Genomic DNA, 16035 nt, shown 5'->3' with positions numbered 1-16035 from the left:
TTTTTACTTTTCGTCTTCTGATATTTCTATTACATATTCGATTAAATTTTTAGCCTTTGATACCAGACTGTGCAACACCTTCGATAAACTGTTTCTGGAAGATGAAGAACAGTACGATCATCGGAATAACTGCCATTACGGCACCTGCCATCTGTGCCGGGTAGTTTGTAGCATATTGTCCTTTCAGTGTAGAAAGTGCTGGAGCTAATGTCATCTTAGCCGGATCTGTGTTAACGATCAATGGCCACATGAAGTCATTCCATGCAAATTTTGCTGTAAAGATTACCAGCGCTACGATACCTGGCTGTACTAACGGAAGCATGATCTTTCCAAAAATCTGGAATCTGTTACATCCGTCAAGCAATGCTGCTTCTTCCAATTCCTTTGGCAGTGACATAAAGAATTGTCTCAATAAGAACGTACCAAATGCACTGAACAAGTTCGGGAGGAAGAGACCCGGTAAGGTATTGATCAATCCTAAATTCTGAATGATCAGGTACTGTGGGATTAAGAAAATCTGTCCCGGTACCATTAAGATAGATAACAAGATCATGAAAATCGCATTTTTAAATGGAAAATCAATTCTTGCAAATCCATAAGCTGCCATTGTACAAAATGCAACCTGTACCAATACCGTAATGATGGTTACCACAATCGTATTGATATATACTTTTCCGAACGGCAGAATCTCCAGTACATATTTATAAGAGTCTAACTGCCAATGTTCCGGTAAAATTGACGGCGGTATCTGCATAGATTCCGGCAATGTCTTAAATGATGTAAACACCATCCAGAGGAATGGGAATACTGTGACTGCAATACCTGCGATCAAAAGAATGTGTATAAGCAAATGATTTCTTGTAGATGTCTTTTTCATCGTATTTCCTCCTTTCCTCTAATCGTAGTTTACCCATTTCTTCTGTCCGACCAGCTGGATCACTGTGATGATCATGATCACTGCGAACATAAAGATAGAAATTGCTGCTGCATAACCTTTTTCTCCATACATAAACGCATTCTGATAGAACAAAACGTTCATGGTCTTTACTTTGTTGAACGCCGGGTTTGTCACCGGATCGACCATCATATAGATGCTGTCGAATACCTGGAACGCACCGATCAGACCTGTAATCATTACGAAAAAGATCGTTGGAGAAAGTAACGGGATTGTAATCTTAAAGAACTGTTTTACTGGTCCTGCTCCGTCGATTGCCGCTGCTTCATAGTAAGATCTTGAAATTCCCTGCATACCCGCAAGAAGAATGATCATATTATAACCGACACTTCCCCAGATTGCCACGATCATTACGCAGAACAATGCGGTATGCGGGTTTGTAAGCCAGCTCTGCCCTTCGATTCCAAAAATTCCAAGAACCGTATTTAAAATACCGAAATCTCCGTGGAAGATCAGTTTCCATACAAGTGCTACTGCTACTGACATCGTTACTGATGGCAGGAAGTAGATTGTCCGATAAAAGGAAGTTCCTTTGATCTTGGAGTTTAAGAGGGATGCCACTAACAGTGACAGCGCCAGCCCGATCGGCACTGTCACAACGGCATATAAAAGTGTATTTTTCATGGCGAGCATCAGATCTGGTTCTTGGAACAGACGTTGATAGTTGCTGATTCCGCAGAAGGTTGCCATGTTAAATTTGTTTACATCATTAAAACTGAACCAGAAGTTCTGGATAAACGGAAATACATAGAAGATCAGAAGTCCGATCGTAACCGGCGCAATAAATACGTAGCCTGCTACCCAGTCTTTCTTCTCACGTCTGCTCGCTTTCCGCCTTACTTTTTTCTTTCCTTCACCCATTTGTATCTACCTACTTTACTTTGCGTTCATTTCATCAAGAATTGCATCTGCCTCTGGCTTAATGCTCTTACAAGCCTCTTCTAATGTGATTTCTCCCTGCCAAGCCTGCTCTAAGTAAGTTTTTTCAACCTGAGAAAGTTTTGCAGTCACTTTACAGTGAGGAAGTAATTCTGTGTTCGGTACATTGTCAAGGAATACCTGGAGATTTAAGTCTTTATGTGTATCTAAGAATAATTCCTGGCAGTCATTTCTAGCAGAGATAACTGTACCTGATTTTCCCTGGATTTCCTGAGCTTCTTTGCTTCCTAACCATAATGCAAAGTCTTTTGCTTCTTCTGGATGTTTTGTATTTGCAGATACTGAGAATGCAAGACCGTTGATGATATCTTTATCTACACCATTGAAAGAAGGTCTTTTTACGATTCCGTATTTTCCTTCTAATGTCTTATTATAAGAAGGAATCATGTAGTTTCCTGAGAAGTACATTGCTAACTGTCCACCCTGGAACATACTGTCTGGATCTGTATCTGTCATCTGCTGTAATGTCGGTGAAAGTCCGTCTAATACAAGATCTAACCATGGCTGGATACCTTCGATTGTCTCTTTCTTATCCCATCCTGTTTCTGTGTTATCTTCATTTAAGAAATATCCACCGTTTGCGAATACAGCTGCATCATATGTAGTCTGTCCGGAGTTACGGTTAATTGCTGTCGGATAAACTCCATCCGGAAGTCCTGCTGCTTGTAAGTCTTCACAAGTTTTTCTGAAATCTTCAAATGTCCAGTCATCTGTTGGATAAGCAACTCCTGCCTGATCAAAGATTTCTTTGTTGTAGAATACGGCATTTGTATCGAAATCTTTCGGGATTCCGTATAATTTACCTTCTACTGTATATCCATCTACCAGTGGTGTCGGGAAATTATCATGTACCTTTAAGTCTGACTCTTTCTCTGCATCTGTTAAATCCATTAAAATTCCTGCGTCTGCATATTCTTCTACATGAAGCACGTTCATAGTGATGATATCCGGAGCAGATCCACCTGTTGCGCTTGCCTCTAATTTTGTCCAGTACTCATTCCATGTTGTAAGCTGTGTCTTTACTGTTACATTTGGATTTTCTTTTGAGTATGCCTCTGCCATCTGTTTCATAACCGGCTCTTGGTCAGAATCCCACACACTCATCACAAGCTCAACTTTTCCATCTTTGCTTCCGCCTTTGTCGCTTCCACCACATCCAGCTAACAATGTAGTTCCTGTTGTCGCAACTAATCCTAAAGCTACTAATTTTTTCAGATTCTTTTTCATTGAAATCATCCTCCTTTTGGTTTATATCATGCGGCAGTTATTTGCCGCCTGGTAACAAATTTGTATTATATACTATCTTCTATAAGTATCCAGTTCGATTACTGCTCCGCCGTTTAATCTGGATTCCTCGGCAGCCAATGCACAATAATGACTCTCCACGGATTGTTCCACAGAAGTTGTGCTCTTTGTCGGGCCTGACTCATTGATCAACATATCAAGAAATTCTTCGATCATCCGGTTGTCGCCGCCGCCGTGTCCTGAGAAATCAGTTGCCAGCGTGCGTACATCTATCACTTCCGGTTCTTTTCCAAACACATTGACTTGAATGGTATTTTCTCCCATATCGGCGATAATCTCACCTAAAGTTCCCATGATCTTGGCATATCGATTTCCGGCAGCTGTATGTGCCGTAAACGCACACATTGTATGGCTGATCGTCGATCCATCTGTCATATTTAAATTAACAACTTGATGGTCTACTACATTATTGTCACAGTGATATACACATCGTCCATACGGTCCCGTCTGAATTGCTTCGCGTACACTTTCCACTGTTGGGTGAAGTGCCACCACATTGACCGGCCAGTCTGTATTTCCATTTTGAACACCTGTCACTGGATCTGTAATATAAATTTTCTCTGCATCATACGGACACTGATCTTTCACTTTACATCCGTCCATGCATCTGTGTGCCGCTCCTTCTGGTGCTTTATCCTCCCGGAACAGATAGGTATTTCCGAACGAAGATACCGATTTACAAGTCTTTCCTGTCAGCCATAATAAAATATCCATATCATGACAGCACTTCTGAAGGATCATTGGACTTGTCGTATTAGAATTTCTCCAGTTTCCTCTGACAAAGCTGTGTGCCTGATGCCAATACCCTACATTTTCTACCGAATTCACAGATACTATTTCACCAATCGTTCCTTCATCGATCAGATCTTTGATCTTCGTATAAAATGGAGTATATCTGAGAACGTGACAGACAATTACTTTTCTATCACATTCCTGTGCAACCTTCACAATCTCTCTGCATTCATCCAGATCCGGCGAAATCGGTTTTTCCAGTAATAGGTGATATCCTTTTCTCAATGCCGGAATTGCCTGTCCCACATGTTGTCTGTCCTGTGTTGTAATAAACATCACATCTGCAAGTTTTTCTCTGGCGATCATCTCCTCCGCACTCTGAAAGCACATCTCCTCCGGAATCTGATATTCTGCTGCAACCGCTTTTACTTTCTCTGGATCAATATCTGCAATTGCCACAATCTCCATCTTTTCTGGAAACAGCTTTGCCGTTGGTGCATATGTATCTTTCCCTCGGCTTCCAAGCCCTGCCAGCGCAACTTTTATTCTCTTACTCATCTTTCTTCTCCTCTGTTATAAGTTTGTTTGAATACTCGATTCTTGGTTGTCTGTTGTCTATATTCGTTCTTTATTTATTCTTATTATATATTTTATTGCACATAAATGCTTACAAGATAATCTCCTAAACTTGTCTTATTGTCCTGTATTTGTCATTTAGGACATTTTATATTCCTTTTTCTGTTCTCCTCTGTCCATTTTGACGAGAAATACTTTCTAAATCCGTCTTAGTTTTCCCTGCTCCTGCTCATCCTTAGTCTTTCCTGCGTTCGTCAAATTCAACAGACAGATTTTTCTCTGCACAGCAAAGCAGCCTTTTTGTAAAAATTGAATCAAAAAAAGACAAGGAATCCCTTCGATCTTTTTTGATCTATTTCCTTGTCTTTTCTCATTTTGTACTTATCTGTCTCTGTTTTTATCGAATCTGGTATGTCTGTGCCTGGAAATCTACCGTAACAACTGTTCCGTCAGCAAATGTTGTTCTCTGTACTTCTGGATTTCCATCTACCATCTCATGGCGCACCATCTCACATTTCGCAACTTTCTCATGCAGATCTGATACGACTTTACATCTCTTAATCTGATCTTCGATGCTAATTTCCACTCCTCCTGCGAAAGAACCGTCTGTATTCTGATATGCACCATCTCTCACAAGATATGGAGCACCTCCATTTAATACTGCATACAGCATGTAGTCTTCTTCCTCACTTACCTTGTCCATCATCCATGGCTCGATCAGACAGTCATGATAAACAAGATTAAATAACGGCACCGGAATTCCTTTCTTTGGACTTCCCGGTCGATCCAGCATGAAGTCATATGGCGCATAATGGCAAAATACGAGACTTGGGATTGCCCAGTCGTTCACTTCCTCAGAACTTGGAAGAATTCCTTTTGACAGAAGATACTCAAAGCATGCATTTCTGTATTCGTAGCATTCTCTTCTTGTCATCTTATGCCATGGATGAGAACACTCATCCCCTTCATTGCATGTGAATACATCCAGGTAAGCACAATCCAGTTTAATTCCATTGTCCATGATCTCTGTAAAGTTTCGCTTCACATAAAACGGAGCCTGTGTCGCACAGAGATATGTCTGCGGACCTCCTGCCCAGCGCGCATGACTTGGAATTGTTCCATCTGCGAGACGTGTTGCAAAATTCTCATCAAATGTTTTTGCTGCGTAGTAGTAATCTCTGTACTGGTCGTGGATTCCAAATAAATATCCGCATTCATGCATCGTGTCGGACAGTTCTTTCATCGCTTTCCATCCGCCTGCTTTCTCACATGCCGGAAGGTAATCCGGGTGCTGATTATCATATCCTGGTTCTGCCCATCCATCTAGATGCAGATATAATTTTTCCACACCAAGTTCATGGAATTTTTTAATCTCTTCTGTTCTCACGGAGAATGGCGTAAGATGATTGTTCTTATCCGGATTCTCTGCATCATAGAAATCAGAGTTTGTCATTACCTGTGTCTTAATTCCCTTATGTAAAAATGCAGATCCGATCAGTTGATCAATAGAAGGAGTCTTCACTGCCTTCTCTGCCAGAGATTTGAATCTTCCCTTTTCGATCACATAGTTTCTGTAAATCTTGCAGAGATCATTGTAATCACAATCCTTGACAAAGCTGTATTTCATCACGCGGCGGTAATCCATCTTGCCCAGACTTGGCTCCCAGCGGATTCCCACATGAGTGTATGGTCCTTCTGCCGGATGTTCTGTATAATATGCTGCATTCCACGGCTGTTCACAAATTGCAATATATCCTGCGCGATCCTTCACCTGTCCAAACCATGGCATATATGCACCTGCAGTTCCCATAAAACCATCAAATACAACTTTATCCACTGCTGTTTTCCATGTATTTGGCACCAGCAATCCCTGTTGCCAGTTCAAAAGTGTATACCAGCTGTCTTTCTTCTCATCAAACTCCATGTATCCCGGCCAGTACACGGATTTTACTTTAACCGTCTCTGTGGAAAGTGGCACCCACTCAAAAAATACATCTCCTGACACCTCTTCGATCCATACGATTGTGTCAAATGCGATGCCTGCATCTGCTCCATTTAGCTCAAATCCCTCAAAATGGCTTAAGATTCCATGTCCGATTCCTGTCTTCCACTCCTCGTGTGAAATCTTCTTCGCATCTGCAAAATAGATTGTTCCTTCCTCACATTCCATGCGTGGACGGAATCCTTCTCCCCAGTTCCAGCTATCTCCTTCATGTGTGATCGTAAATGACAATCTGCTCTCGTCAAAGCTGATCTCCGTTCCTTTTGTATAAATGTTCTCCAACTTTTATACCCTCTCTTTCTTTATGATTCCTGCTGCCGTTCACACAGCGAACAATAACAACATCTCTTCTATCTATTATATATTGTTCTGTGGAAAACCGCTTATTTTATCATCTATGCTTATTGTCTTATTATCCAATTTCTGATAGAATAACCAAGTAAAAAACAGAACCTATTTCAAAAAACAATCACTGAGAATCATTTGCAACCGGCAAATGATCACACTGGAGGAAAGATACAATGGGATATGTCAGTACACGCATGAAAAAAGAAATCAATATCGAGAGCATTGTCACCATACACTATTTTGAATATATGAAAAATTTCGTCTTTCAAGGAGAATCTCACGATTTTTGGGAACTACTCTATGTAGATAAAGGAGAAGTATCTGTTCGCGCAGAAAATGAATGGCTCACACTCCACGCAGGGGATATTATCTTTCATCGACCAAATGAATTTCATGCCTTTGAGTCCATTGGCGAAAAAGCACCAAACCTTGTCGCGATCTCCTTCTACTGCTTTTCACCCGCCATGCACTTGTTCCAGAAACTACACACCACTCTGACTTTAGAAGAACGTACGATCATCTCACAGATCATTGCTGAAGCAAGACTTGCATTTTCTACCCCGCTTCATGAGCCGCGCATCGAACAAGTTCATATTTCCGCGGAAGCTCCTTTTGGCGCACAGCAATTGATCACCCTTTATCTCGAACTGTTTCTGATCACGATCCAGCGAAACAGATCCTCCTCCGGTCAGTTAGAACATTCTCCTGAACCACCGCTCATGGAATCTCCCGCCAATATTACGGCAAAACAGAACCAGTTTCAACAGATTTCGACTTATATGGAAGAACATATCTGTGACCACCTGACAGTTCCACTAATCTGCTCCCAATTCTCGATCAGCCGTTCTGCCTTACAGGCACTGTTCCACAAAGAAAAAAACTGCGGTGCGATCGAATATTTCAGTCAGATGAAGATTGAATACGCAAAAGAAATCATTCGGATCGGAACAATGAACTTCACAGAGATTGCTCATTACCTGTCTTATAGTTCCCTCCAGTATTTCTCCAAACAATTCAAGAAAGCAACCGGGATGTCCCCACTGGAATATTCTTCTTCGGTAAAAGGAATCTCCAATGCATTCTCGCATTCAACAAAAGAAAAGCTGCATCCATAAGTTCTTCGCCTAATGTAAAATCCCCCCTTTTTAGAATTTACCGCTTTCACAATGCTTCTAAAAAGAGGGGATTTCTATTTTCTATTCTATTTTAGCAATCTCTGCCTTTGCTTCCTGATCTTATGCATCTTTTAAGAATGCTTTGTATCCTTTTACAGCTTCGTATACGTCTACCTTACTTGTAATCTCCCATGGAGCGTGCATGCAAAGTACAGCCACACCACTATCGATCACGTTCATGACATGTCTTGCAAGAACGTATGCGATTGTTCCGCCGCCTCCGATGTCTACTGCACCGAGTTCTGCTGTCTGGAATGCAACGTTGTTGTCATCCATGATCTTGCGAAGTTCTGCAACATATTCTGCGTTGGCATCGTTAGATCCACCTTTTCCGCCGCTTCCTGTATATTTATTAAACACAAGACCGTGTGCAAAGAATGCAGAATTTTTCTTCTCGAAGCTTGCTGCATATAACGGATCAAATGCAGCACTTACATCTGAAGAAAGCATCTTAGAATTTGCCATTGCACGGCGGAACTTCACTTCTGAGTATCCTTCCACAACATCTATCAGTTCTACGACTGCATTCTCAAAGAATTTAGATGTCATACCAGTTGCTCCGACACTTCCGATTTCTTCTTTGTCCACAAGGATACAGCATGCTGTTCTCTTCACATCTTTTGTCTCTAACATTGCGAGTAAAGATGTAAATGCACAAACTCTGTCATCCTGTCCGTATGCCATAATCATACTTCTGTCAATTCCACATTCTCTTGCCTTTCCAGCCGGAACGATCTCAAGCTCTGCTGAGAGGAAATCTTCTTCTTCGATGTTATAGTTCTCTTTTAATAACTTTAATACGCCTGCTTTGACAGCGTCTTTTTCTTCTCCTTCTAATGGCTTGTTGGCAATCAAAAGATCTAATTTTTCACCTTCGATCACAGTTCTTGCCGGTTTATCCAGCTGTTCTCTTGATAAATGTACAAGAAGATCTGTAATCACAAGTACCGGATCATCTTCTTTTTCACCGATTACGATCTCAACTTTTGTTCCATCTTTTCTCACTACGACTCCGTGAAGTGCAAGTGGTGTTGCTACCCACTGGTATTTTTTGATTCCGCCATAGTAATGTGTATCTAAATAAGCAAACTCATTGTCTTCACATAATGGGTTCTGTTTTACATCAATACGTGGAGAGTCGATATGTGCTCCTAAAATATTCATACCTTTTTCTAAAGGCTCTTCTCCGAGCTGGAACAATACGATAGATTTTCCCATGCACTGGCTGTAAACTTTTGAGCCCTTCTGTAATTTTACTCCACTTGCAATCGCAGATTCAAGACTCTGATATCCAGCTTCTTCTGCAAGGCGGATACACTCTGTCACACATTCTCTCTCTGTCTTTCCTGCATCAAGGTATTCTCTGTATGCAGCATTCACTTTTTCAAGCACTTCTAATTCAGCTGCATCATAGTTATTCCACTGATTTTCTCTTTTCATTTTGTCGTCGCTCCTTTTTGTTTTCTCTATATGCAATGTATGGTAAAATTTACTTTTCACCATACATCTCATAGCATTCTGAGTATCGCGTACTCCTATTAAAATTCAAATTTCTTTTCAAAATATGCTTTCAGATCTTCGATCTTGATTCGCTCCTGTTCCATCGTATCACGATCTCTGACTGTAACCGCTCCGTCTTCTTCAGACTCAAAGTCGTATGTAACACAGAACGGAGTTCCGATCTCATCCTGACGGCGATAGCGCTTTCCGATATTTCCACGGTCATCAAACTCACAATTGTAAGTCTTTGACAGCTCTGCAAATACTTTCTCTGCGCCTTCATTTAATTTCTTAGAAAGCGGAAGCACACCAATCTTGATCGGTGCAAGCGCCGGATGGAAATGCATCACTGTACGGGTATCTCCACCTTCCAACTCTTCTTCATCATATGCGCTGCAAAGGAATGCAAGAACCATACGATCTGCTCCCAGTGACGGCTCGATGACATACGGAATATATTTTTCTTTCTTCTCATCATCAAAGTAAGTCAGATCCTGTTTGGAGACTTCCTGATGCTGTGACAAGTCATAGTCCGTTCTGTCTGCGATTCCCCAGAGTTCTCCCCATCCAAATGGGAATAAGAATTCTACGTCGGATGTCGCCTTACTATAGAAGCATAACTCTTCCGGCGAATGGTCTCTGACTCTGATCTCCTCTTCTTTCAATCCAAGAGAGCTCAACCAGTCAAGACAGAATTTCTTCCAATATGCAAACCACTCTAAATCTGTACCCGGCTCACAGAAGAATTCTAATTCCATCTGTTCAAATTCTCTTGTACGGAATGTGAAGTTCCCTGGTGTGATCTCATTTCGGAAAGATTTCCCAACTTGTGCAATTCCAAACGGAATTTTCTTTCTGGATGTACGCTGTACATTTTTAAAGTTTACAAAGATTCCCTGCGCAGTCTCCGGTCTTAAATATACTGTGTTTTTCGCATCCTCTGTCACTCCCTGGAAGGTCTTGAACATCAGGTTAAACTGTCTGATATCTGTAAAATTATGTTTTCCGCAGGACGGACATGGTACGTTATGTTCTTCAATCCATGCTGCCATCTCTTCCTGTGACCATGCATCTACACTGTCTTTTAATTCAATCCCATGCTCCTGAGCGAAATCTTCGATCAGCTTATCTGCACGAAATCTTTCTTTACATTCTTTACAATCCATAAGCGGATCACTGAATCCCCCGAGATGTCCGGATGCCACCCATGTCTGAGGGTTCATCAGAATCGCACAGTCTACACCAACATTATATTTTGATTCCTGAACAAATTTTTTCCACCAGGCTCTTTTTACATTGTTCTTAAGTTCTACACCGAGATTTCCATAATCCCATGTATTCGCAAGCCCACCGTAGATCTCAGATCCCGGATATACAAAACCTCTTGATTTTGCCAAGGCCACGATTTTGTCCATTGTCTTCTCCATAACTATCTACCTCACTCTCTTCTCTTCATCCATGACAGTTTCCATCCACAGATAAATAAGATATTAATGTCTGTTATTATACCCTTTCCCGTTTGTTTTTTCAAGCAATCCAGGATAGTTTTTCCTAATGGCAGTATGGAATAGCATTCCTTTTATCGAATACAGACTTCCAGTACTTCCAGTGATTTAAAATTCTTGTCAATATGATGCCGGATATACTGCTTCATCAGCTGTTTCAGTTCTTTCTGCACCTGAGCACTTACCGTAAAGGTATAAAGCTTCTCGATACTGCTGCTGATTATATACTGCATCGCATAAACTGTGGATGGATGCAGTCTTTTCCCATCCTTGACCTCGTGGCAGCACTCGCTGCACAGCATCCCCTGCCCAGACTCACTGAACACTTCCAGTTCCTCCGTCGAGCCACAGGACACACATGCAAACACTTCCGGCGCCTCCCCATTGATACTGATCGACTTCAGTTCAAATATGTAACGGATCAATTCATAAGGTATGGTCTTTCTTACAAGCGCACGCAGCGACTGGTACAGAAGTTTCAGCATTTCCCGCTCATCATTATTCTCTTTTGTATAATAGTCCGCAAATTCCATGAAATAAAACCCATAGTAGGCTCCCTCCATATCTGTGCGCAGCTCCGAAAAATAATTAGAGATATCTGCCTGCACCAGATTATAGGAGCTTTTCCCTTCATACAACGTCATCTCCCCGAAAGCAAACGGCGTTGTCACACCTACAAGGGAGCTGTTTGGACGTCTCGCTCCCCTTGCAAATGCAGAAATCTTGCCTCGTTCTTTTGTCAGGATCACAACTCTCTTATCGTAGTCCCCCACCGGGGCCGCCGATAAAATCATTCCTGTCACTGTCACTGCCTGATTCACTTGTCTGTTCTCCTGCCCATCCTAAACTTTTTTCTCTGTCTTTATACAATTCCATTGTCTGATGACAAATCTCCATCCCTTTGTAACAGAGATAATCTTCTACTTTTCCTGTCTCCACAAAATGGTCCCAATATGCATTCTTCATCCAATCATCCCTTCGTATTTCTTTACTTCTAGGATGTCCATTCTGAATGAAACTATACAACTGGTCTTGTACCTCATGTTGTGTTCTTGTTTAATCTTCCTTTGTGTATCCAAAGTTCCTGATCAGGAAATCACTGTCTCTCCAGTCTTTTTTGACTTTCACCCAAAGCTGCAGGTTCACTTTGCACTCCAGCATCTGCTCAATCTCATAGCGTGCCGTGCTTCCGATTTTCTTTAACATCGCCCCCTGCTTTCCGATGATGATCCCTTTGTGCGAATCTCGCTCACAGATGATCGTCGCATCGATATCTACAATCTTCTTACGCATCTTCATCCTGTCGATTGCCACTGCAATACCATGCGGAATCTCTTCGTTCAGACTATGAAGCGCTTTCTCACGGATAATTTCCGCTACAATCTGGCGCTGTGGCTGATCTGTGATCGTATCCTCATCATAGAACTGAGGTCCGTATGGAAGGTGCTGCATGATCACACGGATCAATTCATCTGTATTTTCTCCGCTTCGCGCCGAAACCGGAACAATCGCCGCGAAGTCATAGATATTCTTGTAGGCATCAATAAATGTAAACACTTCTTCTTTCTTAACTTTATCTGTCTTATTGATTACAAGGATCACAGGTGTCTTTACCTTTTTCAGCTGTTCTGCAATATGCCGTTCTCCCGCTCCGATAAATGTCGACGGCTCTACGAGCCAGAGCACCACATCTACTTCATTCAATGTGCGCTCTGCCACATTTACCATATATTCTCCAAGCTTATTTTTCGCCTTGTGGATTCCCGGGGTGTCTACGAAAACAATCTGTCCTTCCTCTGTTGTCAGAACTGTCTGGATCCGGTTCCTCGTCGTCTGTGGCTTGTTCGATGTGATCGCTATCTTCTGTCCGATCAGATAATTCATCAGTGTTGATTTTCCCACATTCGGTCTTCCGATCAATGTGACAAAACCTGATCTGTAATCTGCTCTCATTCGTTCTCCTTCCTATGCAAGATTTTTAATCTCCATAAATAATTCTTTCTGTGCTTCAATCTTCTCTTCACTTCCGACTACGCACAAATCTCCTGCCTTCAACACTGCCTCCACAATATCGGCAAGTGCACGGATGTCTGATACTTTTGCATCTAATACTTCTTTTCTCTCCTGCTCGATCATCTCTTTTGACACATGATTCATATAGAGGTTCATAGATCGTTCTCCCTTTGTAGCAGGTGTCATCGGCACATCCATATTGCTGATCGTTCCGATGATATATTTTTTCATATCTCTGTCATCGACGTCAAAGTTTCTGAGGTATTCTGTAATTCCCTCGTATACTTCATTGGTCTTTTCCAGATTCGGATCCCGATAAGAAACAAAATATCCATCTCCAATCCGGTTAAAGTTACTCATACATCCGTATGCGCCGCCTTTTACACGGATATTCTGCCAGAGATAATCATAGCTTAAAATTACTTTCAAAATCTGCAGCGCTCCGGTGTAATCAAGACCTTCCTCCATAAAATTTCCGGTACGGGCTACATACTGCACTTTTGATGCTGTCTGAAACCCTTCGTTCTTCTTCTCACAGTGAAGAATGCACGGAGTGTGATCTGCTGTTCCCTGATAAATTCCGTTCTTCAGCTCTCTGATCAATTTCTCCAATTCTTCCAATCCTTCTTTTCTGGATGTACAACTGATGATCATGTTATCTGCGCGGAAGATTTGTTCGGATAATTTCTTCAAATTCGTGATCAGTGCTGCCTTCTCTTCCTCAAAATGATCTGCAATCTGGCACACTTTTTCGTAGAATGCGATTCCATTTGTCAAATCTTTGAATTGTGACATCGGCGAGCGGTAGGACATCGCACGCAGCACTGCGGTCATATGTCCGGAAGATTGGAATTTCATCTGAAGTCTTGATTTCAATAATGCCAAAATTTCTTCCAAACGCTTCTCATCTTCGAATTTTGACTCCATCAAAAGTTCACGGATCATCTGGAATGCAACTGGAAGTTTATCATAGAGTGCTTTTGTCTTCACCTCAAAAGCAGCCTTAAATTCCTTCTCAGAAACTTTCGTCACATTCGGATACACTTCAAGGCTTGTCCCGATTCCCCCAGTGCTCATATTGATCTCATTGAACAATTCTCCATAGGCATAGTTGTTCGTGTCGATCATTCCAATTACAGACTGTAAAATTCCCACGTATGGGAGCTGTTCTTCCGGCACATCTGACAGATCAAACATCAATGACAGATAGCTGATTCCGTTTGTCTCTACATCATGATGTACGACAAGTGTATCTGCCAGATGCAGTTCCTCATTATAAATCGGTGCAATTTCCTTTGAAATATCCTCAATCTCCAGCACCGGAATTGCTTCCAGTTCTTCTTTCGTCGATGGCTCTTCCTGATATGCGATCAGCTCTTTCGTATCTGCCACAATCTTCTCCACTTCTGCTTCCGAAAGACTCTTCTTATATTCCTGAAGACGTTCTGCCAATTCTTTGTCTAACCGTGCGGTGCGCCCTTTCTCCGGCTTGATCACGACAATTGCTCCGTGCGGATTGTCCAAAATGTACTTCTGAATCAATTCTTCAAAATACCCTGAACCGATCTGTTCTTTTAAGAATGCAAATGTTTTCAGCTCTTCCACATGGATAAATGGTTTTTCATCGTCATAAAGCCAGCTGTCAAACATCTGCAGTCCATACATCAATCCTTTCGGGAAATTTCCAAAATCGGCTTCCCGGTAGCGGAACTCATGATAATTGATTCCTGCTTCCAGCGCTTTCTGATCCATTCCATTTTTCACGATTTCTTTCAACGTATCTTCTACGATCTGAATAAACGCTTCCTTCTGTTCCAGATTGGCATTCTTTGCAATGATCGAGAAAATCGGCTGATAAATCCCATTGTCGTAAGATCCCATAATATCTTTTCCGATGCCCGCATCCACAAGTGCCTTCTTCAACGGCGCACCTGGTGCAGACAGAAGTGCATAGTCAAGAATCTGAAATGCGAGATACAACTTCTCATCCAGACTTGTCCCGATCACTTTGTTGTAGGATAAATATGTGTTATCTTCCTCTGACTCACTGCTTGTGATCGAATATGCCATCTCTACTTCCTTCATCTGCTCAAACGGCTTTTGGAAACGAATCTCTGAGTCGATTGCAAGATAATCAAACTTACTTAAGTATTCCTGATCCAGCCAGTTTAATTTTTCCTCCATGTCCATATCCCCATACAGATAGATATAACTGTTGGACGGATGATAATACTTCTTGTGGAAGTTTAAAAATTGCTCGTACGTCAGTTCCGGGATTACATCTGGATCCCCTCCGGACTCATTGCGGTAAGAAGTATCCGGGAACAGCGTGTTTAAGATGACACGATCCAAAACACCTTCCGGTGAGGAGAATGCTCCTTTCATCTCATTGTATACTACTCCGTTATACTCCAGATCACTTTCCTTTTCATCCAGCTTATAACTCCAGCCTTCCTGCCGGAAAATCTCATCTCGCTCATAGATATTTGGATAAAAAACCGCATCCATATAAACATGCATCAGATTCTGGAAATCCTTGTCATTGCAGCTTGCGATCGGATACAATGTCTTGTCCGGATATGTCATCGCATTCAAAAATGTATTCAAAGAGCCCTTCACCAGCTCCACAAACGGATCTTTTGCCGGAAATTTCTTCGATCCACAGAGAACAGAATGCTCCAAAATATGCGGAAGTCCTGTGCTGTCTTCCGGCGGTGTACGAAAACCAATTGTAAATACCTTATTCTCATCATCGTTCTCTAAAAGGAGCACCCTCGCTCCCGTCTTTTTATGTCTGAATAAATAGCCGACAGACTGTAAATCTGATACGTCCTGTTTCCGCACAAGTTCGTATGCAGATAATTGTGTATGCTTCATACTATCACTCTCCACTCTGTATTTTCCTATCATAGCAGCGGCTCAAACAGACCGCTCCGATTTATACATTATATCATTATTTTCTATATTAAGAAAGTAAAAAGAATC

At 41.7% G+C, this 16035-nt stretch carries 12 protein-coding genes; 1 reads left to right on the top strand and 11 read right to left on the bottom strand.

Features of this window, described 5'->3' with window-relative positions; all coding sequences use genetic code 11:
* Positions 1-49 precede the first annotated feature (49 nt).
* From ACGG81_RS04545 to ACGG81_RS04525, 5 genes are all read right to left on the bottom strand, one after another.
* Complete coding sequence (locus ACGG81_RS04545; RefSeq protein ID WP_009262828.1) at positions 50-877, bottom strand: carbohydrate ABC transporter permease; 828 nt, start codon at positions 875-877, stop codon at positions 50-52.
* A gap of 18 nt (positions 878-895) precedes the next feature.
* Positions 896-1816 (bottom strand): carbohydrate ABC transporter permease, encoded by a 921-nt coding sequence (locus tag ACGG81_RS04540; RefSeq protein WP_008976336.1) that lies wholly within the window; start codon positions 1814-1816, stop codon positions 896-898.
* Between the two features lie 15 nt (positions 1817-1831).
* A complete protein-coding gene (locus tag ACGG81_RS04535) occupies positions 1832-3121 on the bottom strand; it encodes an ABC transporter substrate-binding protein (RefSeq protein WP_390109834.1) in 1290 nt (429 codons plus the stop codon).
* A 72-nt stretch (positions 3122-3193) separates the two neighbouring features.
* Entirely contained in the window at positions 3194-4489 is a 1296-nt protein-coding gene (locus ACGG81_RS04530; RefSeq protein ID WP_009262831.1) for a Gfo/Idh/MocA family protein, read from the bottom strand.
* A gap of 415 nt (positions 4490-4904) precedes the next feature.
* A complete protein-coding gene (locus ACGG81_RS04525) occupies positions 4905-6791 on the bottom strand; it encodes a DUF5696 domain-containing protein (protein WP_390109831.1) in 1887 nt (628 codons plus the stop codon).
* Between the two features lie 239 nt (positions 6792-7030).
* On the opposite strand from ACGG81_RS04525, the gene ACGG81_RS04520 reads away from it, so the two are divergent.
* Positions 7031-7972: a helix-turn-helix domain-containing protein gene (locus tag ACGG81_RS04520; RefSeq protein ID WP_390109829.1), complete on the top strand. Its 942-nt coding sequence runs from the start codon at positions 7031-7033 to the stop codon at positions 7970-7972.
* A 120-nt stretch (positions 7973-8092) separates the two neighbouring features.
* On the opposite strand, the gene ACGG81_RS04515 is transcribed toward ACGG81_RS04520, so the two are convergent.
* From ACGG81_RS04515 to ACGG81_RS04490, 6 genes are all read right to left on the bottom strand, one after another.
* Complete coding sequence (locus ACGG81_RS04515; protein ID WP_390109826.1) at positions 8093-9472, bottom strand: aminopeptidase; 1380 nt, start codon at positions 9470-9472, stop codon at positions 8093-8095.
* Between the two features lie 98 nt (positions 9473-9570).
* Positions 9571-10959 carry a glycine--tRNA ligase gene (locus tag ACGG81_RS04510; protein ID WP_008976342.1) on the bottom strand — a complete coding sequence of 463 codons (1389 nt, stop codon included), beginning with the start codon at positions 10957-10959 and terminating at the stop codon, positions 9571-9573.
* A 152-nt stretch (positions 10960-11111) separates the two neighbouring features.
* Positions 11112-11858, bottom strand: a complete 747-nt coding sequence (gene recO, locus ACGG81_RS04505) for a DNA repair protein RecO (RefSeq protein ID WP_008976343.1) — start codon at positions 11856-11858, stop codon at positions 11112-11114.
* Positions 11794-12003: a hypothetical protein gene (locus ACGG81_RS04500; protein ID WP_390109823.1), complete on the bottom strand. Its 210-nt coding sequence runs from the start codon at positions 12001-12003 to the stop codon at positions 11794-11796. The genes recO and ACGG81_RS04500 overlap by 65 nt, the downstream gene beginning before the upstream one ends.
* A gap of 90 nt (positions 12004-12093) precedes the next feature.
* On the bottom strand, positions 12094-12990 hold the full coding sequence (era, locus tag ACGG81_RS04495; RefSeq protein ID WP_008976345.1) for a GTPase Era: 897 nt from the start codon (positions 12988-12990) through the stop codon (positions 12094-12096).
* 12 nt (positions 12991-13002) lie between these two features.
* Positions 13003-15927, bottom strand: coding sequence for an insulinase family protein (locus tag ACGG81_RS04490; RefSeq protein ID WP_390109820.1), 2925 nt, complete (start codon positions 15925-15927; stop codon positions 13003-13005).
* Positions 15928-16035: the final 108 nt, after the last annotated feature.

The sequence above is a fragment of the Faecalimonas umbilicata genome (assembly GCF_042846195.1).
In the GTDB taxonomy this organism is placed as follows: Bacteria; Bacillota; Clostridia; order Lachnospirales; family Lachnospiraceae; genus Faecalimonas; species Faecalimonas umbilicata.
Note: the sequence above shows the minus strand (reverse complement) of the source record. Positions and strands in the feature narration are given on the sequence as shown.